The sequence below is a fragment of the Pedobacter sp. FW305-3-2-15-E-R2A2 genome (genome assembly GCF_038446955.1).
In the GTDB taxonomy this organism is placed as follows: Bacteria; Bacteroidota; Bacteroidia; order Sphingobacteriales; family Sphingobacteriaceae; genus Pedobacter.
In genome coordinates, this window is the sequence record NZ_CP151803.1 from 6,666,225 (window position 1) to 6,688,439 (window position 22,215).

Sequence of the window (22,215 nt, forward strand, 5' to 3'; positions counted from 1 at the left end):
AAATGAACAAACCACTTTCGCAAGAAGACATCAGAAAGTACAATTTTAGACTTTGGAAAGTATTAATTGCCGGAATCGTTTTATTCGCTCTCTTCATTATTGCCGTAGGTTTTGGCTTGTTCGGTGAACTGCCTTCCTTCAGGGATATTGAACATCCAAAAAGCAATCAAGCCTCTGAAGTGGTTACTGAAGAAGGGAAAGTTCTGGGCACTTATTTCGTTCAGAACCGATCTAATGTTACTTATCCTGCGATCTCGCCGAATGTCATCAACGCATTGATTGCTACGGAAGACATCCGGTTTAAAGAACATTCAGGAATTGATTTCAAGCGAACCTTTACGATATTTCTATATGCCATCATAGGAAAAAAACAAGGTGGAAGTACCATCACACAACAGCTGGCATTGAACCTTTTCTCCGAAGAAGGACGTCAAAAGAACTTTGCCAAGCGCCTTTTACAGAAATTTCAGGAATGGGTAATTGCGGTTAAATTAGAGCGCAACTACACCAAGGAAGAAATCATCGTGATGTATTTAAATACCGTAGACTTCGGAAATCAGGCCTATGGCATCAAATCTGCAGCAAGGGTTTATTTCAACACTACTCCGGATAAGCTGACTGTTGGCCAGGCGGCAACGCTGGTAGGGATCCTGAAAGGGATTTCCAGATATTCCCCTACCCGTAATCCGGACCGTTCCTTAGCCCGTAGAAATACCATTATGGGATTAATGGTCAAAGCAGATTTCCTGACGGATCCTGATTTTGAAAAAGAAAAAGAAAAACCACTGGGCTTACGCTTCAGTGCAGCAACCGTAAATGATGGAATTGCGCCCTATTTCAGAGCAGTCTTAAAAAACGACATCAAGAAAATTTTCCAGGACCGTTCCATTCTTAAATCGGATGGTACGCCATATGACCTGGATAGAGATGGCTTGAGAATCACCACCACCATCAACTACGACATGCAGGTATTTGCCGAAGAGGCGCAAAAAGAATACATGAAAACCTTACAGGTTTCTTTCAATAACAGCTGGAAAGGACGCAATCCTTTTAAAGGTAAAGAAATGCAGATTGAGCAAGGTGTAAAAAGATCTGACCGCTATAAAGCATTGCAGCTGGAAGGAAAATCAGAGGAGGAAATTAAGGCTGATTTCAATACTCCGACCAGATTGAGCATCTTCACCTGGAAAGGAAATGTGGATACTTTGATGAAGCCGATTGACTCTGTAAAATATTACAAGCTGCTTCTGAGAAATGCGATGATGGCAATGGACCCTCAATCCGGGTATGTGAAAGCATGGGTTGGCGGAATCAATTACGAACATTTCAAGTATGACCAGGTAAAAATGGGAACAAGGCAGGTAGGTTCTACCGCCAAGCCTTTTACCTATACCGTAGCCATTGAAAATGGATATTCTCCTTGTTTCAGTGTGCTCAATGAGCCGGTAACGATTGAAGTACCTGGAAGTTCCCCATGGACGCCAAGGTCTTCAGGAACGGTTCCGGGATACCTGACTTTGCAAAAAGCATTGGCCCTGTCACAAAATTATATAGCGGCATTCCTGATGAAACAGGTGGGCCCGATCCCGGTAGCTACTTTAGCTAAAAAGATGGGGATCACCTCAGAAGTTCCCGCTTATCCATCCATTGCACTGGGTTCTTTTGATGCCTCCGTTTATGATATGGTGGGTGCATATAGTGTATTTGCCAATAAAGGCGTTTGGAATAAACCCACTTATATTTTAAAGATAGAAGATAAAAACGGGGTGGTATTGTACAGTGAGAAACCGATTCCGGTTCCGGCAATATCTGAAGAAGTGGCTTATGTGATGACCAGAATGCTTCGTGGTGTAATTACCAATGGAACAGGATGGCGACTCGCGGGTAGATTCGGTGTAAGCGGACCTATCGGCGGTAAAACAGGTACGACCAATGCCAACTCTGATGGATGGTTTATGGCGATTACCCCTCAGCTGGTAGCTGGTGTATGGACCGGTTGCGAAGACCGTGCCTTTCACTTTACCAGTACCGCACAGGGTGATGGCGCAACAACTGCCCTTCCGATCTATGCCGGTTTTATGAAACGCGTATATGCCAGCTCTAAGCTGAACATGAGTAAAGCCGACTTTGAACCGCCTAAAAACGGAGTGTCCATTACTTTCGACTGTAACCAGTACCAACAACAGGAACAGAAAACTGAACTGGACGAGAAATTAGGCTTCTAATCATTTTAACAAATTCCCATGAGTGCTTTTGATTATAAAAAGGTATTGGCCGATATTCCGCATAAGCCTGGTGTTTACCAGTATTGGGATATAGAAGATACCCTGATATATATCGGCAAAGCCAAAGACCTGAGAAATAGGGTTGGTTCTTATTTCAATCAGGACAAACAGCTGAATGGCAAGACCAAGGTCCTGGTTTCCAAGATCAGGAAGATCACCTTCACCATTGTGGATACGGAGATTGATGCCTGGCTGCTGGAAAACAGCCTGATCAAAAAGCATCAGCCCCGATACAACATCATGCTGAAAGATGATAAGACCTATCCATGGATTATCATTAAAAAAGAACCTTTTCCAAGGGTATTCTGGACGAGAAACAGGGTAAAAGATGGTTCTACTTATTTTGGCCCCTATGCTTCGGTGGGCATGATGCACACCATTCTGGACCTGATTAAAGAAACGTATACCCTACGAACCTGTAATCTGCCCCTCACGGAGAAAAATATCAGTGCCGGCAAATTTAAAGTCTGCCTGGAATACCAGATCGGGAACTGTAAAGGCCCTTGTCAGGCTTACCAGGCTGAGGAAGAATACAACAGAAATATTGAAGAAATAAAAGACATCCTGAACGGAAAGATCGGGAATGTCATCAAAGATGTAAAACAGATCATTAAGGACGCAGCGGCAGAACTCAACTTTGAATACGCGCATCAATACCAGAGAAAACTGGTCGTCCTGGAGAAATATCAAAGTAAATCTACGGTCGTGAGCAGCGCCATCACCAATATTGATGTCGTGAGTATTGCTTCCGATGAACGTTATGCTTTTGTAAATTACCTGAAGATCATGAATGGCAGCATCATTCAAACCCAAACCATCGAGATCAAAAAACGACTGGACGAGACTGATGAAGAGCTGTTAACAATTGCCATCACAGAATTCAGGACGAAATTTAACAGCACCTCCAAGGAGATCGTTGTTCCCTTTGAAATCATACTTGAAGATAAAAACATCCGGTTTACCGTTCCCAAACTTGGGGAAAAGAAAAACCTGCTGGAACTATCTCAGAAAAACGTTTTGTTTTTTAAGAAGGAAAAACTGAACCAGTATGAAAAGCTGAATCCGGATTTAAGAACGGACCGCATTTTAACGCAAATGCAAAAGGACCTGAGTTTAACCCAGCTGCCTAAACATATCGAATGTTTTGACAACTCCAACTTCCAGGGCAAGTATCCTGTTTCGGCAATTGTTGTGTTCAAAGATGCCAAGCCTTCCAAAAAGGACTACCGGCATTTTAATGTGAAAACAGTGGAAGGTCCCAACGATTTTGCGACGATGGAAGAGGCCGTTTTAAGGCGATATAAGCGCATGTTGGAGGAAGAGGGGACCTTGCCTCAACTTATCATCATTGATGGTGGTAAAGGCCAGCTATCCTCTGCAATGACGAGCTTAAAAAAACTGGGGATAGACAAGAAAGTCGCCGTGATCGGAATCGCGAAGCGGCTGGAAGAATTGTTCTTCCCCGGAGATCCCTATCCGCTCTACCTCGACAAAAAGTCGGAGACCCTGAAAATCATCCAGCAACTTCGGGATGAAGCCCACCGCTTCGGTATCACCTTCCACCGCAAGAAAAGAGACCAGGGTACGTTAAAAACGGAACTGGAGCAAATAGAAGGCATTGGGAAGACGACCGCCGACAAGCTGCTCCGTCATTTCAAATCCGTGAAAAAGATTGCGGAAGCTAAAGAATCAGAATTACAAACCGTACTCAATAAAGCACAACTCCTCGCTTTAACGAATTATTTCAATAAAGATAAAGCATAAAAAAAACCGGTCCTCTAACAGAAGACCGGTTTTTTTGTATATGATTTTGGAAATTAGTATTCCCAAAGGCTTTGTTCAAAATCTGCGATAGATTTCTTAATCTTCTCTGATTCGTATAATTTCCTCGGATCTTTAGGATCTGTTAAGCCCAGCATATCTGTAATGTTCTTATTGCCTGGATTTGTTTCCTTCACGATATAGCTTGAGAACAAACGTCTTACAAAGAAATCATCAAAGGTCAGAACCGAAGCATCATTACCCGGATTCATCAGCTTTTTCTTGGTTAGCAATTCTCTGGCATCATCATAATAGATCCAAAATACCGGCTGCCAGTTTCCTTCCACCATTTTCATTGGTGCAAGACCGACGATTCTGGGTTCAAAAATAGAGCGTTTGGTATCCAGAATCCAGTCTTCTTTGATTCTGTATTTTTGGAATTCATCCGATCTTAACTTTTTCAAGGTAGGCTCTGCGATCTTTCCGGTAGTGGCATCAGGAGTTCCTTCTGTTACGCCGCGCATATTCTGAAGCGCTTGTTGTGCCGTTAAAGCAATTTTAAAGGAATCGTTGTCTTCCAGAATTTTTCCGGCAACGGTGTCTTTCGAGGAGTAAGCAGTGAGCTCTTCATTGGTAATTGCTTCCATCAGCACATCGATCAGTTTCGCATTTTCAGCTTTCAGAACGGAGTTAATGGTATCTCTAAGATCTATTTCACGCCAAACACGTTTTGAATAGTACACATCCTCTTCCCTAACATCTGCATAAGGAACCATTACGGCACTATCCACATCTTTTCTGGCCGAAAAGCCATCTTTGGGCGGCGTTTTTATCTTTGTTTTTTTCAAGGGTTTTACTGCAGGAGGGATGCTATCCTGTGCAGAAGCTCCGAATCCTAATAACAGTAATAACGCAATACTTAAAATATTTTTCATGTTCCCTCCTATTTTGCACTAAATGTGATGCCGTCTAAAACCTTCTGACGGCCATCAGGCCCTTCACACACAATGTCTTTAAAGATCACCGTTGCTCCTGGCTTGATCGAGTTCAAGGCCCCTTTTACCTGGCCACTAAATCCACCACCACTATTCTGTATCGTCACCGCATCGGATCTCGGATTGATAAATGTTGCCGAGAATCTGATCACTCTGTATTTCACATCAAAAACGAAATCATCCAGTTGAGTATCCATCAGACCGGCACTTTCCAGCCATTCCAGATCCACACTACCACCTGATTTACCTTTTACCAATGCTTTAGGTGTTGGTAAAGCTTTCACTCTGAACCTTTGCGAACCCAGGTTTAAAGTCTTTCCGCCACTTGATGCCGAAACATTGATGTTTAATTCTTTGCCAACCTGGCTACCTGCTACGTTGACCGTGTATTTACCATTTCCGCCAGAGATCGTTCCACCATCCATACTCGCTTTCACACTCTCCAGAGGAAAGCCTGCTGCTGATACAGAAAAAGGATTCGGAATCCCTGCATAAATCACGTTCATTTTATCTGGGGATACTGTTGCAGAAGGTTTAGCAACCTGATAAGTCTGTTCAGGAGTTTTATACTCCATCACTTTACCATCGGTTTGTTTTACACGGATCGTTCCAACCCATTTAAAGACCCCTACACTCCCGGTACCTCCGGTATACACCCCTTTACCATCTTTCACAGACAGTGGGTTTGAGTTTACAGAAATCTCAGGACTGGAACGGGAATCACTTGCCGTTAAAAATACCTGAGCGGTATAAGGCTGTCCCTGAATCACATAAGAACTTGGTGCCACGGCAACTGCATCAAACTGATCCAGGTTAACCAGTGCCTTGTCCATATTCCCGAATAATTTCTTTACGATTTCTGCCTCTGCATTTTTTACGTCAGACTGAAGTTTCGTCAGAATCGTATTTGCAGCAGTTAGCGGCGTTCCTTCGCCGAAGTTGATGTCTGCCCAGTTTTTCTTGCCATTTACAGCTTTCTCGGCATTCTTAGCTTCCAATGAAAAGGTAATTCCTTTACGATCTTCCGGCTTAAGTAAAGCGATTAGTTTTTCGCGGGTTTCATTGATTTTTACCTGCAATTTATCGCCTTCTTTCTGATTGATCATAATTCCCTGAGCAATGTCCATATTAGAGCGCTCGGTTAAATCGCCTGTTTCCGGGTCGATTCCTTTTCCGGCAACCGCAAACTGGTCTTTCAGCTTCTGGATATAATTGTTCAGCTCATCAGCATAAGCTTTCGCCTTATTGGCACTTTCCCAGATCGGCTGTGCCCTTCCAGGTTCATCTTTAAGTTTTGTATTCTGAAATGCTGCAAACAACTGTTCAATGCTGAGATTGACATTTGTTTTTGAAGTCACCAAGCTGTCGTTGATGTTCTTAAAAGCATTAAGGATAGTATCTGATACGTTTAAAGCAAGCATAGCTAACAATACCAAATACATGATATTGATCATCTTCTGCCTTGTCGTTTGTTTTCCTCCGGCCATTATTAATTAGGTCTATGATTAAATGATAACTAATTAAATATGCTTATACGCGTGGCTGATTCATGGCAGACAACATGTTGCCATAGATCGCATTTAATGACGATAGATTTTTAGCAAGTTTGCCCACTTCATCTTTAAACTGTTTAGAATCTTCCATAGACTCATTGAAGTTATTCATCGTCAGGGAAAGGTTCTGATAGAACTTATTCATTGATTTAAGATGCGCACTTGAATCCTGTAATTCCAGTTCGTAGACTGCATTTAAAGCAGAAAGGTTTTTCGCAAGGGCATTCACTTGTGAGTGATAAGCCTGAGAAGCACCTGTACTTTCTCCAATTTCGACCAGTTGAGCTGTTGCTTTAGAGAACGCTCCGTTTAAAGAATCGAAACTTGCAGAAGCAGTTTTCAGCTTGCTTGTAAATTCGTTTGTTGCTGTTGAAGCATCCGCTACATTAGAAATTGCAGCGACTTTATCTCCAAAGGTACGTAGTCCTGTACCCAGACTTTCGATCAGTTCGGGTCCAACTTTGGCATCTGCCAACATTTTATCAAGGGCAGCAGTAGAAGAAAAGGACGCAGCTGGCTGAACAGCAGCTCTTGCTGATGATGTAGGTAATTCCCCATCGTAATCAGCTCTTAATTCCGGGTATACCCTTTCCCACTCTGGTTCCGGTTCAGGCTGAATAAAACCGGTTAAAGCAAATAAAATTGCTTCTACGCCTAATCCAATTCCGATCATGTAATTGCCCCAAACCCCACCTAAGTGAAGGATTTTAAAGAGCGCTCCAAGAATTACTACGCTGGCACCAAGCGATATCGCCAGGTGCATCTTATCGAATTTACGTTTTGCTGCTGCCATTTTCTTTTAAGGATGAAGAGGTGCTATGTGTTGTTTTTAGTTTCTATTCTTGATGTCGGAACCCGGATAAGCAGAAATACACCTGAAGCCAATGTATGACCTCGCCTGATCCTGATATTCATAAGTACCTACAGAGTTTTGAAGGAAGAATCCGATGTCTTTCCATGACCCTCCTCTAACTACTTTACGTTTCAGGTATTTGCTGTCTGAAGCTTTTGCCACGTAAGTAAAGTTGGGGTTAAAATCCAGCAATAAAGGCGCTGCTGATTGATTGTAAGCAGTAACCGTCCATTCTGCTACGTTACCAGCCATATTGTATAATCCGTAATCATTCGGGAAATAAGACTTCACGTTTACGGTATATAAACCGCCATCGTCAGAATAATTTCCACGTCCGACTTTAAAATTAGCTTGCATACATCCTTTGGTATTGCGCACATAAGGGCCGCCCCATGGATATTTTGTTTTCACATTACCACCTCTTGCTGCATATTCAAACTGCGCATCACTTGGCAGCTGATATTCAGGTCTTGAATTCAATGGTTGTTTTCTCGATACCGCAACGGATTCGTAGAAACGGGTGCGCCATACACAAAAAGCAGTGGCTTGTTCCCAGGTTACACCAACCACAGGATAATCGTCGTAAGAAGGGTGATTAAAATAAGTTTTGACCATTGGATCATTCTGTGAGTAAGAATAATCGACTTTCCAAACCAGGGTATCCGGGTAAACGTTTACCGAAGGAAACTGATTTGATTTGGCAGGGTCAGGAAGGTCTGTATAAGTGAGGATAAAATCCTGTCTTTTCTTGGTAGGGTCATTTCTGCCTTCGGCAGCCAGATCAGAACTTTTATAGCTGTAAGCATATTTCAGCTTTCTTACATCAATTTCATTTCTACCTGGTAAGGCATCTGCTCCGCTATAGTACATATCGGTCAGTTTAGCACCAAGACCACCTGATTTGGTGCTCCACAGGTTAGAACCGTTTCCAACTTTCTTCCAGTCGATATAACGTTCGGAAACGGAGGTCGGCTGTCCGGTAGGCGCTTGCTTATAATAGGCGGCAGCACCACTGGGTCCTAATGAGGTAATGGCCACAGAATCTCTTACCCAGTTTACAAATTGCCTGTATTCTGCGTTGGAAATCTCCGTCTGGTCCATGAAGAAAGCGCTAAATGAGGTCATTCGGCTTGGAGAGCTTTGAGAGTTGTTAATGTCTTCGTCAGACATTCCGATCAGTGTCCGTCCGGGAGGTACATATACCATTCCTAAAGGAACCCGGTTGTTTTTGAACTTCTTATTGTATACTCCAACCAATTCTCCCTGTCCGCCTTTTCCGCAGCTGGCCAATAGTATTGTAGCAATAAATCCAAAAAAGTAGATATTTCTCATCATATAGTCAGACAATTTTATAGCAATTTTATAGATTAAGATTCACATAAACAACTATTAGACTATAAAAATGCGACTAAAAGCAATAATGAACAAAGTTATCCGTTCATTCGTCTATATCAATCCCCTGTCCGAAAGTACTTTCTACTAAAAATTAAAAAGTACTAACCTCCGAAAAAAATATGCAAAATAAAAACTGTAAGCTACAAAAAATATAAGCTAATACTATTTGTTTGATTTTTTGATGTAATTCTCAATAGCCATGATCATAGACGGCGCTTCCGGTGAAGGAGCTGCGATATCTACCATTAGTCCTGCATCCGTTACCGCCTTATGAGTATTTACACCAAAAGCAGCGATACGGGTGTTGTTTTGTTTAAAATCAGGAAAATTGGTAAACAATGACTGGATGCTGGAAGGACTGAAAAATCCGATCACGTCATAGAAAACTTCTGCCAGATCTGAAAGGTCAGACACTACTGTTCTGAACAATACCGCTGGTGTAAAGTCGTATCCATTTTTTTGAAGGAAATTCATGGTATCTTCCGTTGCCATATCAGAGCATGGGTATAGGAATTTCTCATTGGCATGCTTTTTCAACACTTCAGCCAGGTCGGCTGCAGTTTGCTTGCCAAAGAAGATTTTACGTTTTCTGTACTGGATGTATTTTTGTAAATACAGGGCGGTAGACTCTGAAATACAGAAATATTTCAGGTCAGCAGGAACCTCATATCTCATTTCTTCGCAAATTCTGAAGAAATGATCTACTGCATTTCTGCTGGTGAACACTACTGCAGTAAAATCACCCAGTGTGATTTTGTCCTTTCTGAAGTCTCTGGCTGGAACTCCTTCAACATGAATGAATGATCTAAAATCAATTTTCAGGTTGTACTTCTTTGCCAAATCAAAATAAGGAGACTTCTCTGTTTCTGGTTTTGGTAAGGTGATTAATATACTTTTAACCTTACGCAACCTATCTTCTGTCTTTTCTTGCATTTTACCTAATTACCGCTTTAAAATCCTATTGCCTTGATTAATATTAATATAGGGCAAATTTCGAGGGCACAAAAGTACAGAAATAAATAGACTTTAGAAAATCTATAATGAGATAAAATATTAATTCCTGCGCGGATAAACTGGAAAGTAAAAATAATTGCAAGAAGTACAAAAGAAGCTGCCACATAGTAAGGTCCATACCTTAAAGGAGATAAGGCAAAAGCAATTACCAGCGGAATGAATACCAGAGAAAGATTAAAGTAACTTAAATATAATATGGAAACATACTCATTTACGGCTTTCTGCACATCAAAAAGATAGCCCAACATCCGTAAAATGATAATTTTAAAGACATATAAGACCACTATAAGTATCGAAATACTTACATAAAACTGGAATCCGCTGCTCGAAAAAGTGACATGATAATACTGGGAAACCAGGTAAAAAAACATCCCCAATGTAAAACCAAACTGCACAAATAAAAGGAGAAAAGGCCAGGAGGTAAACAGGTTATCTTCCTTATTCAGGTTATTCAAAATCCGGTTACTAAAGAACGATTGAATGATGCTTTGCAATTGCTTGGAAAAGGAGATCCTGAGGGCCGAAAATATCGCCAGTAATACCGCCAAAACCCCAAGAATCCAGATGTCTCCTTTGGGTACTGGTTTCCCTGTCCGGAAAGGGCTGATCTTTTTTATCGTTCCGATTTCCTGATACCGGTTAAAGAGGTTGGTACGTCTGGAAACATTTGCTTTCAGGATGCTGTCTATGATGATGTTCTTATTGATCAGCGAATCAGGCAGAATCCAGGTATGCGTCATGATGGAATCTGTTACATACTGTTTTCTGGCATAATACGCCGCATCCTTCACTATTTTCCTAGGATAAACCGATCGTGCCGGCAAGGTATCCACCGGAACAGGCGGAACCTGGGCATACCCTTCATGAAGGCCTGCAACAAAAATAACCAGGAGCAGCAGGATGATGCGGTTTAAATTCATTGCTGCAAATTTAGTTTTTTATTGTATTAATTCTGAAAAGGTTTTTACTTCCCTAAATTCCCTTTTAATGACAGAAAAATTATCCTTTTTATCACAAAAAAAAACTCAGCGCCAAAGGCTGAGGTCAGAAAGGACAAGCCAGAAACTACTTCGGAAAAAAAAGGAATACAGGTAGAATTAAGCGCGGATCAAATACAGATGAAACCCGGATTTTGTCCCTGTTCTATCCGTGTTCTATCCCTGTTCTATCCCTGTTCTATCCGGGGTTCATCCGAAGCAGTTTCCAACATTGTATGGACAGGTTTTATACATGCGATAAATTTAAAGCACATTCCGGAAATGAGCCCCGTCCTTTTTTAACAACCTGGCTTTTATCGATCCCCATTCTGCATACTTCTTCGCTGCTTCTTTATCATTTTGCTCTACCATCAATCTCGTAGCAGCAGCAAGAACGGAATAAGAAGCATCCATATTAACCACCTTTTCCATCCATTTTACAAACAGCTCTTTTTCCTCAGCATCCACTGTGGGGCCGTTCAGATACATGGACAGGTAACGGATTTTATTGTCGTCATCATTGTAATGCTCCGCAGCATACCTGAAAAATGTTTTATGGTCCTTGTGAATGCTGTAATAATAGGCCTCGGCCATATCCATCTTTGCATATGCCCAGTCTTTATCAGAAAAAAGTGGCCTGATTTCCGTCAGAAAAGCATTAAAGCGGTCATCATTCCGGGCATTGCCCAACGCTTTCAATCTCGCATTCATAATGGCATTCCGTTTTCCCCAGATCAGCTCCTTACCATACTTATCTTCAAATGAGGCATAGTTTACAAGAAAATAATCGTCCCATTTTTTATTGAGGCTTCTGCTGACTAAAAATGGAATTGCAGCAGGCTCCAGCGATGCATCCTTAGTTTGGTCCAGATAAGCAACAAGGGCTTCTGCTTTCATCGGTTGACGTGCTTTGAACATGGCCGTATAAAAATCAGGGTGTGCCACCTGAATTGAAGGGCTAAATCCTCCCAACACCTCTCCTTTTTTAGATTTCAGGATAGATTCTCTCAACAATTTCTGAAATACATCTGCTTCCTGATATCCGGAGAACCTGGAAATCAGCTGTCCTTTCTCATTTAAAATGAGGAAAGTCGGAAAACCTGTAACCGCATATTTCAATTGTAATGCTTTCCCCAGCTCTTCTACCATAAAATCAATTTTTACACTCACAAAGTTGTCCTTCATAAATTTCATGACCTCCGGAAGTGGAAATACTTCATCATCCATTTCTTTACAAGGGTGACAGCCGACAAAATAACTATCGACAAATACCAGTTTATTTTCCTTTTTTGCTTTTGCAAATAAGGCTTCCCAGGAGTCCGTTTTCACAAATTGATTTTCCTGGGCACTCAGCCGGATGCTCGCTATAATCAGCAATAACAATCCGCATATTTTATATATTTTCATAATTGAATCCATTTAAGATGAAGTAACAGCGCGCTAAAAATTATAATTGTTTCGTAATGGTATCTTTAAACACCTGCCCGTTATGAACAGATTCGATCACATAATTTGTCCCCCCAGGCATTGCCAGAAGTTTATCCAGTTGCTTTCGGTCTTTTAACAATTGCTGAGCGGACAGCCCATTCAGAGATTTTAACCGGGCTCCTTGTTTCAGCTTCAGGTCAGGATTTCCCATAGCGGTTAATCCTTGTACCACTAGTGCCCCCTCGCCATCAAAACCAAAAAGATATCCTCCAATGGCAAAGTCATGCGGATAATCATAGCTCTTATTTGCGACAAGGTGAATTTCTTTCTTCTTCAAATTGATCGTAAAATTATACCTGCTGATTAACCTTGCGCCTATGGAGCCGTCAAATCCCGGATTCCAGTCTTCGCTTTGCCCGCCTCCAGCCATTAGCGTAACCGGCATCTCTTTAATCACCGGCATATTCGAGAAAGAAAAAGAAGCGGCTTTACCACTAAAAGTCGGTGTAGTAACGCCCATACTACTGGTACTGCCGTGATATTCCGGCTTAAATCCGCTCACCAACAGTCGGTTCTTTTTAACAAATGGACGAAAACAAATCAGCTGATATGCCGCACCTGTATCAAAGACAAATTCTGCACGATGCGCCTGCCCCGCAGCAATGCTTAAAGTACCGGGAATAATGAACAATCCGGAAGGAATGGTTATCGGAACAACCGTTCCTTTCTCTTCATATTCATAACCTTCAAAATCATATAAAGAAAGTTCCTTTTTATCGAAGTCAACCTTTGTGACATACCTTCTGGCAATGATATTACCGATAATTCCATCCGTCCCTTTATGCAGTTCTTTGAAGATCGCAATGCGCTGATCCGGCAGTTCAAATGAATCCAGCTGTACCACATTTCCCTCCGAAACTGCAATGTCCATGCTCCCTCCTACTACCGATGCTTTTTGCTTTCCCGAGACCTTTAAACCAATCGAATCGGCCAGATCCTGACTCAGGGCCATCCCATCTGCTCCGGTATCAAATAATAACCTCAGCGGCCGCTGACTTCCATTAATTTTAACCTTTAGAATAATTGCGCCATTGTCAGTTTCAAAAGGAATTTTGACTTTCAATGTCGATGTTGAAGCCATTTGCTGCTGAGCCCGGACATACTGATCCGGCAACAATGCCAGCAACATCAAGAGGAGGCATAATTTATATTTATTTTTCATCAGAATATACTTTTTATCGGTTATGAAGCTATCATAAGCATGCTCATTACTGTTTGTAAGCGGCCTACTTATGATGGCTTCATGGAAATTTAAGATAGCAGCGCGCTGTGTTAATACCTTGAAAAAAAACTATTTTGCCAATGTTTTTTCTAATAAAGCTTTGAGCTCCGGACTGGAAGGTCTTGGCGAATCAACCGTCACGATTTTACCTTGTCTGTCGAAGACCATAAAACGCGGAATTCCGGTGATCTTATAATACTGAGCAAGATCTCCCCAACCTGAGGCAAACAACTGAGTACCTCCCAAATGATCATCAGCGATCATTTTAAGCCATTTATCCTTGTCTTTAGCTTCATCTACAGAGATGCTGACGATAGACACATCTGTACCTTTCATTTCCTCTTCCAGCTTTTTCAAATGAGGGATTTCTGCCTTACATGGCCCACACCAGGTTGCCCAGACATCTACCAAAACAACCTTCCCTTTTAAATCATCCATTGTCACTGTTTTCCCCTCTTTATCAGGGTAGGAGAATTTGAAAGCGGCATCACCAGGCTTCAATAAAGCCAAAGGTGCAAGGATATCCATGTTTCTTTTCTTCTGACTTTTGGTGATCACATATTTGCCATAAGTATCGATCAGCTCTTTATAGTCGTTATAACTTTTATACCGCTCTGCATGATCCAGAACCGCATCACCTTTTAAAGTATCATTGGGCAAATAGACAAGGGAATTTTTGAGGCCTGCCAGACCGCCCTCAAATTTTACATTTTGTTGTCTTAAATTGATCATAACAAGAGACGAAAGCATCCGTTTCCCCCATGGATTGCGATACAATGTGCTTGCATTCGTAGAAAAATCCTGCGCTTTAAGTGTACTGTAATAAGGGCTCCATTCTTCCAGTGAAGGATGTGCTGAGCGTGGGGTATTTATAAAATTAGCTGCGTAAAAAGCCATATCAAAGGCCATGTAGGCTTTCATCTGTTGGTCAAACTTTGCATTTCCAGTGGACTTTCCTTTTAAAAAAGATTTGGATTTCGCAGCGATATCTTCCAGTTGAGGGAAGAAATCGACAAAGGTACTCTGCACTTTCATAAAATTAACCGCCTTCTGTTCCAATGGAAAAACAAGGTCATGCCATTGGGTTAACAGGGTATTTTCCCTGGAATTTAGTTTACCGGTCAGTTCATAACCTGATTCCAGAATGGAAAGAGACAATTGCTCCCCGCCCTTAAAATAAAACTTATAATTGTCATTCGCGGCGATTGCAGATCCGGTTCCGATCACATACAATCCTTCATATTCCGGATAGAAGAGGAATCCGAATTTACCCTTCCCTTCAGGCACCGAAGTGGCGATTTCTACCGTTTTACCCTCTGTTACTTTAAACAGCTTAACGGGTGTAATTTTCTCTCTTTTTAATAGCCCGGTCACTTCAACCGGCATTTGTGCCGATGCGGCACTGATGAATAGCGACAGGATTGCTGCGCTACTTATTCTTTTTAGGTTCATTGTTTATAATTTTAGATTTGTGTGTGTGTAAATACAATTGCCGGATAAAGGTTAACGTTCTCTGTAGCTTACGCTAACGATTTTACCAAAGCCGGAGTAACTTTCCCCCAGAGTAAGGTCGCCGTTTAGCGAAGGAACAGTGTAAAGCTCCATTTTCCCATTACGCTCCGCGGGTAATGCAGCATCATAGGAGCAAACCATCAACTGATTTTGTCTGCTTTCATAATACGGGCGGGAACTTCCTGCTTTTGTGAATTTTTGAAACTTAAGCAAGCTTATTTTTTCCGCTCCTTTATCGATCATCAGCTTACTGGTCTTTAAAGACATATCATACTCATACACTTTGCCTCCCGCATTGTAAAACAGGTAACCATATGTTGGATTAATGGCAAATTTTTCTGCGTTACCAATTTCTGCTCCTGTGATTTCCGCGTAATAAGTTTGGATTGCGGTAACCAGGTTAAACCGGGCGAGAAAGATTTTACCATCTCCTCCTTTTAGAATGGCAAATACATCTCCTCCGTTAAAAGGAGAATACTCCATGTAAACAAGGTCTTTTCCAACGTTATTATAGTCAAACAATGCATTGTCCATCGTAGGCATCGTAGTACAGGTAGACTCATTGTTAATGTGTCTGACAAACCTCTTTTTATCCACATCAAACAGCACAGCATTGGGCATCAGGCTTGCACTGGAGAGTGATCTGGCAATAAAGGGTGCTGCTTTAAATGGAACAGCCTCTTCTTTAACCAGGTTAATGGGTACCCCATAATTGATCTGGTATACGTAATAATAGTAATAGACGTTTCCGGCAGAAAACATATAGGAAGTTCCGGCTCCCTGAGGATGCTCCGTTGAAGCCATAAAATCAGCATGAAAATCGTCCGGAACATTAGCGACCATCTCGTATTTAATATTAAGGGTATTCTTCCATTTAAAAGTCTCGGGATCGACCCTATTGGTTCCTTTATCCGTAGAAAGATAAATACCATAATTACTGAAGCTAAATTGATAGCAATGAACATCCAGAGGCTTCCCTTTTAGCGTCAGTTCGGAACCTGTCGAAGTCAGGACATCAGTTACCGGGGTATACACCTCATTAACCTTTGAGACCATGTCCAACCTCGCGGCACCATTTACATCGTTTAATACCATCCAACCTTCATAGATATTTGTTTGCACCGTTAGTTTGAAGGAAGTCCGATACGCAACACCTGTTTTTTTATCGGTCACGATATAGTAAACGTCATAAATACCGGAAGGAATTTTGACCACTATGTCCAGGTTACGCGTCGTTGCCAACTCTTTTCTTATTTCCGAATTCAATGACTCCCCGTTTTTCATGGCGAACCACTGATAAGAATAAGCCTGTTCATCATTGGTATCATCTTTCGTAAATTTCAGCACCGGGCTGACCTTAAATTTTTCGCCAAGCAGGGCATTATAAGCTTTTTCCATTCCTCCAAAATCAACAGCGTTGATCTCTTCATAATTGTAATTACCGAGGTCCTTTCTACAGGAAAAGCTGACAAACAGCATCACAAAGAGTAATGCCTGTTTAAAATATCTATAGTTTAACATCTTTTGATCAAAATTTTAGTTTAAAGAATTACTGAACTGCATCTCCCATTCTCATTTCTTTTCCATCCTCTTCGTATATGGTTTTTCCTGAGGCTTTCATCTCATTCAGGTAGCGTTGCATGAAAGTGCCATAGAACACAATTTTAGAAATAGAGGTCAGGCTAGTATTGTCGAGGTCACCTATATTTTTAATTTCTGCCGTCTCTGCCAAAAGAAACAGCTTTTTTCGGCTGAATGGCCCCAGGTAATAATCAAGCCATGCAGCTGGCTTTTTTAAGATATCATTAAGATGGATTTTGTACTTGATGTAACTGATTTTTCGACCCGTTGCAGCATCCAGAACGCGATCGACCATGGGTGTTTTAAAATTCTCATTACCCTCCAGGTTCAGGATCAGTACATAATCTTTAGTTAACATGTCTTCGGTACGGTGCAGCTTTATACTGACAATAGCAGTTTGCCCGTTTGCAGGGATCGCAAAATTTTTAGTCAGGATCTCATAATGTGTATCGGGGACTGCAGTAGATGCCGGGTCAATGCTCAACTTAAAGTCTTTATCTTTTGTAGAAGTCTGCCCGGTGATCATTACCGGAATCAGAATGACAGAGTCTTTCAACGTACTTTTAGCATAGGAAAAGGAAATAATCGTACTATCTCCGACCGGCTTTTTTTCCCAGGCAAAGACAGAAGGCAAAAAGTAGATCCCTGTTTCTGCTTCAAAAGTTTTCAGGTCTTTCTTACATGCACTGAACAGGCCTCCTATAGCTACCAGTGCAATAACGATGTATATATATTTTTTCATGATGGTCTGGATTAAATTAACGGGGAGTGAGTTCGGACAGCGGTAAGGGGAAGACATACTTAGTCGCGTTCATTGTAATGTTTCCACTCGCCACCAAAGGATTTGGAATAGGACTCAGGTTTCTTCTCTTATAATAATACCAAAGCTGACCTTCGCCAAAGAATTCTTTCTGATACTCTTTCTGCAACTCGGTGGTCAGTGATGCCGTTCCAGGCAAGTTCAATAAGCCTCTATTGTTACGTACAGTGTTCAGATAAGCGACATTCTGTTCGCTTTCTGCAGCAATATAATAGACTTCACTTAGCCTGATCAGGGGAACTGTAAGGCGATAGATCAATTTTTTATCATTGATGTCCGCATACTTAAAAAACGTTTTGTAGCCTTTTCCTCCAATCCCCGTCAGCATCCAGTTTGGATTATAGCGATAGTCATTTTCATTGTTTTCGAATGTGGCTTTCAGACGGCTATCCAGGGGTGCAAGCACGTCCTTATCCTGCAAATCAGGTGCGAAAAAAGCCCTGTAGTTATCGTACAGGTCTAAGCTTTGCAGGCCAAAAAGAATTTCGGTAGAGAATACCCGATCAGGATTTGATTTATCAGACAGGATATTTCCAGAGGTAATCCAGGGAAATTTTGTGGTATGATCAATCACTTCTTTAGCCGCCGCTGCCGCTGAAATTTTATCTCCACGATACAAATATGCACGCGCCTGAAGGCCTTTAACTGCAAAATAATTCATGCGATAGTTGCGGTAGGTCAGATAATTTTTATCAGAGGATTTTACAATTCCCTTTGTTCTGATCGGATCCGCAAGCAATAAACTTTCTGCTTTTTTAAGATCCGTGATGACCTTCTGCATCACTTCGTTTGCAGGCAGAATTGGGTTTACATCTATTCCCGCTGCTGTATAATAAGGGATCGCAGTCTTCAGCGAGTCTGCGGTGCTATACACCGGGCCATACATCCGTAAAAGATCAAATTGTAAAAAAGCCCTTAAAGCATAGGCTTCTCCCCGAAACAAAGAATCTGTCTGGGCATCGAGCACGCCGGGATAGACATCCAGGTTTTTAATGAATTTATTTGCATTCACAACATTGATATAAGCGTTGGTCCAGATGTTGTCGAGCCTCGCCTTTACATCTTTATCATCATAGGTATAGGTTTGGTATTTGGTGAGGGTATGAAGTGCACTCACATTATAACGTTGTGCCAATATATCAAGGATCGTACCCGTTAGGGTTGCACCATAAAGCTTGGATTTACCCATGTCCAGATAGATTCCGTTCAGGGCATCTGAAATTCCCTGAGGTGTCGCAAAAATTTGCTTCTCGGTGAACTTATCTTCAGGTTGTACGTCAAGCCACTTTTTACAGGAGCCCAATAGCATAAGCGAGCTTAAGCCGATGACGATATATATATTTTTAGCTAATCTTTTCATAATCATAATTAAAAAGTGGCATTTAAACTAAAGGAAACAGACCTTGCGAAGGGATATTCTATTCCTCTTTCTCTTTTTACGCTGGAGATCCGAAAAATATCATTCATATAAGCGTTGAGGCGAAGGGAGGAAAGTCCAACCTGCTTTAACCATTTATTCTGTAGGAAATTGTAACCAAAATTCACAGATTCAGCACTCAGCATATTTTCCTTCTGTACAAAACGCGAAGACATTTCCTGTTTGCTGGTCAAAGCAATTGATTTAAATTGTGTCACATCACCAGGTTGTTTCCAACGGTCGTATAATGCGCGCCGGTCCTGGTTATTTGCCAATCCCTGAGCAGAGATGTTTTCTACCTTCTCATACAATGCGGTATTAAAAATATCGCGGCCGAGGATGTAACGGATGCTCATCCCGAAAGTAAAACCTTTATAGCTCAGGTTATTGCTGAATACGCCTTCAATGGTCGGTTGTGCATTTCCCACCCGGACGATATCATTGGCATCATACCTGAAGGTAGATTGGCCATCTTTTCTAAGGAAAACCTCCATACCTGTGGTTGGATCAATCCCCAGAGAAGGAACCGCCCAGATGTCATCAGGACTATATCCATCTTTAAAGCGCTGCAAAGTTTTATTGGTCAGCTGTTTGGTATTCAAAGAAGCCAACCGGTTATTGAATCCGTCATATTTGCTTTTATAGACAGAGCCGGTATACCCCAAAGTCCAGACCACACGTTGATCCGGTTTGTAAATAGGAGAAAACTTTACTGTTGCTTCCAACCCCTTGGTATTTAAAAGACCTGCATTAATCGGGAAAGAGCTAATTCCGGTAGAAGATGGAAGATCAATAGCCACGACCAATGGATCCGTTCTTTTTTGATAAGCGTTGACATTAAAGCTGAGCTTATTACCGAACATGACCAGATCCATTCCAAGATTGGTCTGCACAGAGTTCTGCCATTTCAGGTTCGGATTACCCAAAGAATTTAAGGTTACTCCCTGGCCATATATGTTGATATAAGAATCATAACCATAGGTAGAAATCGAAGAAGTACTGGCAAAATTCTGATTCCCGGTGATTCCGATATTGGCAATCAACCGAAAAGTATTAATCCAGGTTATTGGCTTCATAAAGGCTTCATTATGGATGTTCCAGCCCAAACCGCCACTATAATAAGGAGAATATTTTTTGTTGGAACCAAAGGCTGTGGAACCGTCATACCTGAAAGATGCATCTGCCAGGTAGCGCGCTTTGTAAGCATAATTGGCTGAGGCCAGAATGGAATTCGTCCGGGTTTTACCTACCACCGAAGCAGGCCTGGAATCCGGTTTATAACTATAGGCAAAACTGGGATTCCCATTACTTGAAGAAGGGAAGCCTACCGCCTGAAAGGTTAAATTCTGATTGTCATTCTCTCTGATATCCGCACGCAGGTTGGCTGTTAAAGCATGAGCACCTGCAAACACTTTTCCATAGGTTAGCATCAGATTAGCGTTATAACTGAAGTTATCTGTCCTGCTGTTTTTGTAAGAGCCCCGTTCAAAAATGCTGCTGTCGTCAAAGTCGGTATGCAAAGGAGAAAGAAAATTCAAGTTTGTAGTGATGGCTTTCTGTACCTGTACTGCTCCCCGCAGCATCAGTTCCCGGGTCAGGTCCAGATTCAGCTGGAGGTTATTCTGAATTGCAAAATTTTTGGTGCTGTTGACATTATTGAGTCCGGCATTATATAATGGATTCTCCACATTATATAATCTTCCGACATTGTCTTTACTTTGCTCCAGATACTTCGAGGTACTCTTTCTGTAATATGGATTCGCATTGACAAAATCAGCAAATGAGCCATAAGGGGATTCCTGTCCTGTATAACCATTGATGTAAATCTGATTCGAGAGATTGAATTTTCCCTTGCGATAGGTCAGGTCCACGTTTCCTGCCCAATCCTCTCTGCCGGAACCTTTCATTGCCCCTGTTGTTTTTTTATAGGTCAGCCCTACTCCATATCGCAATGCCTGATCTCCTCCATCCGCATAAAAAGAATGCCGTTGAGAGAATCCCGTACGTACCGGCTCGTTGAGCCAATACGTGTTTACTCCCCTCTTTACTTCTGCCAGCCGAACGGCATACATAGAATCTAAATCCAGCTGAAAATTCGGAGAGCCATCCGCTCCAAGATAGTATATATATCTCCCTGACAAACGTTCAAACTCAAGCTTTTCCTCCGCATTCATCATGTTATAGCCTGTTAAATCGGGAATCTCGACATTCAGGTCTGAGCTATAATTTATACGCATCTGCCCCGGTCTCGGCTTCACAGTTTCAATAACCACTACTCCATTTGAGGCTTTTGAGCCATACATCGCAGTGGAGGCAGCATCTTTCAGAATAACGACAGAAGCAACCCTGTTCATGTTCAGGTCCACGATAGTTCTCAAGGAGGTTTCAAATCCATCTAAGATAAATAGTGGCTGATTTGGATCTGAAGCAAACTGATCCTGAAGTGTGGAGGAAATACTTGTTTTACCGCGGATTTCCAGGTTTGGAAGGACATTGGGATTGGAGCCGAACTTATTATTTTCCAGCTGAATAAAAGAAGGATCTAAAGCTCTCAGTCCCTGGATAATGTTCTGATTTCCCACAGCTTTCAGCTGTTCGCCCGAAAAAGTGGCTGTAGCACCAGTGAAAGTATTCTTGTTTCTGGTAATCCCTGTACCGGTAATGACCACATCTTTCATGTTGTTCTCTGCAATTTCCATGCGAATCAGCAATGGTCCCTGATCTGATTTAAGCTTAATTTCCTGTGTCTTATATCCTACATAAGAAAAGATCAGGATACTTTTATCCGAGGGAACGATGATCTTAAACTCCCCATTTCCATTGCTGACGGTATTTCCGGCACGTGCGTTCTTAATTGTGATGGATGCACCGGGAATAGGCCGATCCGTTTCATCAAGGACCCTTCCCGAAACGACCATTGCCCTGGTTTGGAGCATCCGTGGTTCTACGTACTGGATCACAATTGTTTTCTGTTCAATCCTATAGGTAAAAGACTGGTCTTTAAAACAAAGGTCGAGGACCTCCGGTACCGTGGCATTGATCACGTTGAGGGTGACAGGTTTTGCTTTAAGGAGCATTCCTGCATTATAAAAGAAGTCATAGCCAGTCTGCCTTCTTATTTTCTGTATGATTTGCCCCAGTGGGGCATCCTTTTCTTTAAGTGTAATCTGGGCATAGCCGGTTGCGCTAACCTGCAGAATCACAGTGGTCAAGATTATAAAAGTCAGCTTCAATTTCAATAGTATCCTGGCATAAACAGGGCGGGATTCGCCATATTTAAATGTCCTGTAAAAATTCATACATTTGTTTAGTTTGGGTTTAGGTTCCAATGTTTATAAGTCG

At 41.8% G+C, this 22,215-nt stretch carries 15 protein-coding genes; 2 read left to right on the forward strand and 13 right to left on the reverse strand.

The annotated features are described in order from the left end of the window. Window positions 1-2: 2 nt before the first annotated feature. Together AAFF35_RS27100 and uvrC are read left to right on the forward strand one after the other, a co-directional pair. Complete coding sequence (locus AAFF35_RS27100) at window positions 3-2,225, forward strand: transglycosylase domain-containing protein (protein ID WP_342329599.1); 2,223 nt, start codon at window positions 3-5, stop codon at window positions 2,223-2,225. A gap of 18 nt (window positions 2,226-2,243) precedes the next feature. After that, entirely contained in the window at window positions 2,244-4,049 is a 1,806-nt protein-coding gene (uvrC, locus tag AAFF35_RS27105) for an excinuclease ABC subunit UvrC (RefSeq protein WP_342329600.1), read from the forward strand. A 53-nt stretch (window positions 4,050-4,102) separates the two neighbouring features. On the opposite strand, the gene gldN is transcribed toward uvrC, so the two are convergent. From gldN to AAFF35_RS27170, 13 genes are all read right to left on the reverse strand, one after another. Further along, the gene (gldN, locus tag AAFF35_RS27110; protein ID WP_342329601.1) at window positions 4,103-4,981 is read right to left on the reverse strand and encodes a gliding motility protein GldN; all 879 of its coding nucleotides are present in this window, start codon (window positions 4,979-4,981) and stop codon (window positions 4,103-4,105) included. A gap of 8 nt (window positions 4,982-4,989) precedes the next feature. Then, entirely contained in the window at window positions 4,990-6,528 is a 1,539-nt protein-coding gene (gldM, locus tag AAFF35_RS27115) for a gliding motility protein GldM (protein ID WP_342329602.1), read from the reverse strand. A 43-nt stretch (window positions 6,529-6,571) separates the two neighbouring features. Next, complete coding sequence (gldL, locus tag AAFF35_RS27120) at window positions 6,572-7,387, reverse strand: gliding motility protein GldL (protein WP_342329603.1); 816 nt, start codon at window positions 7,385-7,387, stop codon at window positions 6,572-6,574. A gap of 36 nt (window positions 7,388-7,423) precedes the next feature. Continuing rightward, the gene (locus tag AAFF35_RS27125; protein ID WP_342333379.1) at window positions 7,424-8,779 is read right to left on the reverse strand and encodes an SUMF1/EgtB/PvdO family nonheme iron enzyme; all 1,356 of its coding nucleotides are present in this window, start codon (window positions 8,777-8,779) and stop codon (window positions 7,424-7,426) included. Window positions 8,780-9,004: 225 nt separating this feature from the next. Next, a complete protein-coding gene (locus AAFF35_RS27130; RefSeq protein WP_074613005.1) occupies window positions 9,005-9,775 on the reverse strand; it encodes a uroporphyrinogen-III synthase in 771 nt (256 codons plus the stop codon). A 17-nt stretch (window positions 9,776-9,792) separates the two neighbouring features. Beyond that, window positions 9,793-10,776, reverse strand: a complete 984-nt coding sequence (locus AAFF35_RS27135; RefSeq protein WP_342329604.1) for a DUF4271 domain-containing protein — start codon at window positions 10,774-10,776, stop codon at window positions 9,793-9,795. A 321-nt stretch (window positions 10,777-11,097) separates the two neighbouring features. Beyond that, complete coding sequence (locus AAFF35_RS27140) at window positions 11,098-12,240, reverse strand: thioredoxin fold domain-containing protein (RefSeq protein ID WP_342329605.1); 1,143 nt, start codon at window positions 12,238-12,240, stop codon at window positions 11,098-11,100. 40 nt (window positions 12,241-12,280) lie between these two features. Then, window positions 12,281-13,483: a retropepsin-like aspartic protease gene (locus AAFF35_RS27145; RefSeq protein WP_342329606.1), complete on the reverse strand. Its 1,203-nt coding sequence runs from the start codon at window positions 13,481-13,483 to the stop codon at window positions 12,281-12,283. Between the two features lie 129 nt (window positions 13,484-13,612). Continuing rightward, window positions 13,613-14,995, reverse strand: coding sequence for a TlpA disulfide reductase family protein (locus AAFF35_RS27150; protein WP_342329607.1), 1,383 nt, complete (start codon window positions 14,993-14,995; stop codon window positions 13,613-13,615). A gap of 51 nt (window positions 14,996-15,046) precedes the next feature. Further along, window positions 15,047-16,576, reverse strand: coding sequence for a PKD-like family lipoprotein (locus tag AAFF35_RS27155; RefSeq protein ID WP_342329608.1), 1,530 nt, complete (start codon window positions 16,574-16,576; stop codon window positions 15,047-15,049). Between the two features lie 28 nt (window positions 16,577-16,604). After that, window positions 16,605-17,378, reverse strand: coding sequence for a DUF4843 domain-containing protein (locus tag AAFF35_RS27160; protein ID WP_342329609.1), 774 nt, complete (start codon window positions 17,376-17,378; stop codon window positions 16,605-16,607). A gap of 16 nt (window positions 17,379-17,394) precedes the next feature. Then, the gene (locus AAFF35_RS27165; protein WP_342329610.1) at window positions 17,395-18,816 is read right to left on the reverse strand and encodes a RagB/SusD family nutrient uptake outer membrane protein; all 1,422 of its coding nucleotides are present in this window, start codon (window positions 18,814-18,816) and stop codon (window positions 17,395-17,397) included. A gap of 8 nt (window positions 18,817-18,824) precedes the next feature. After that, window positions 18,825-22,172 carry a SusC/RagA family TonB-linked outer membrane protein gene (locus AAFF35_RS27170; RefSeq protein WP_342329611.1) on the reverse strand — a complete coding sequence of 1,116 codons (3,348 nt, stop codon included), beginning with the start codon at window positions 22,170-22,172 and terminating at the stop codon, window positions 18,825-18,827. Window positions 22,173-22,215: the final 43 nt, after the last annotated feature.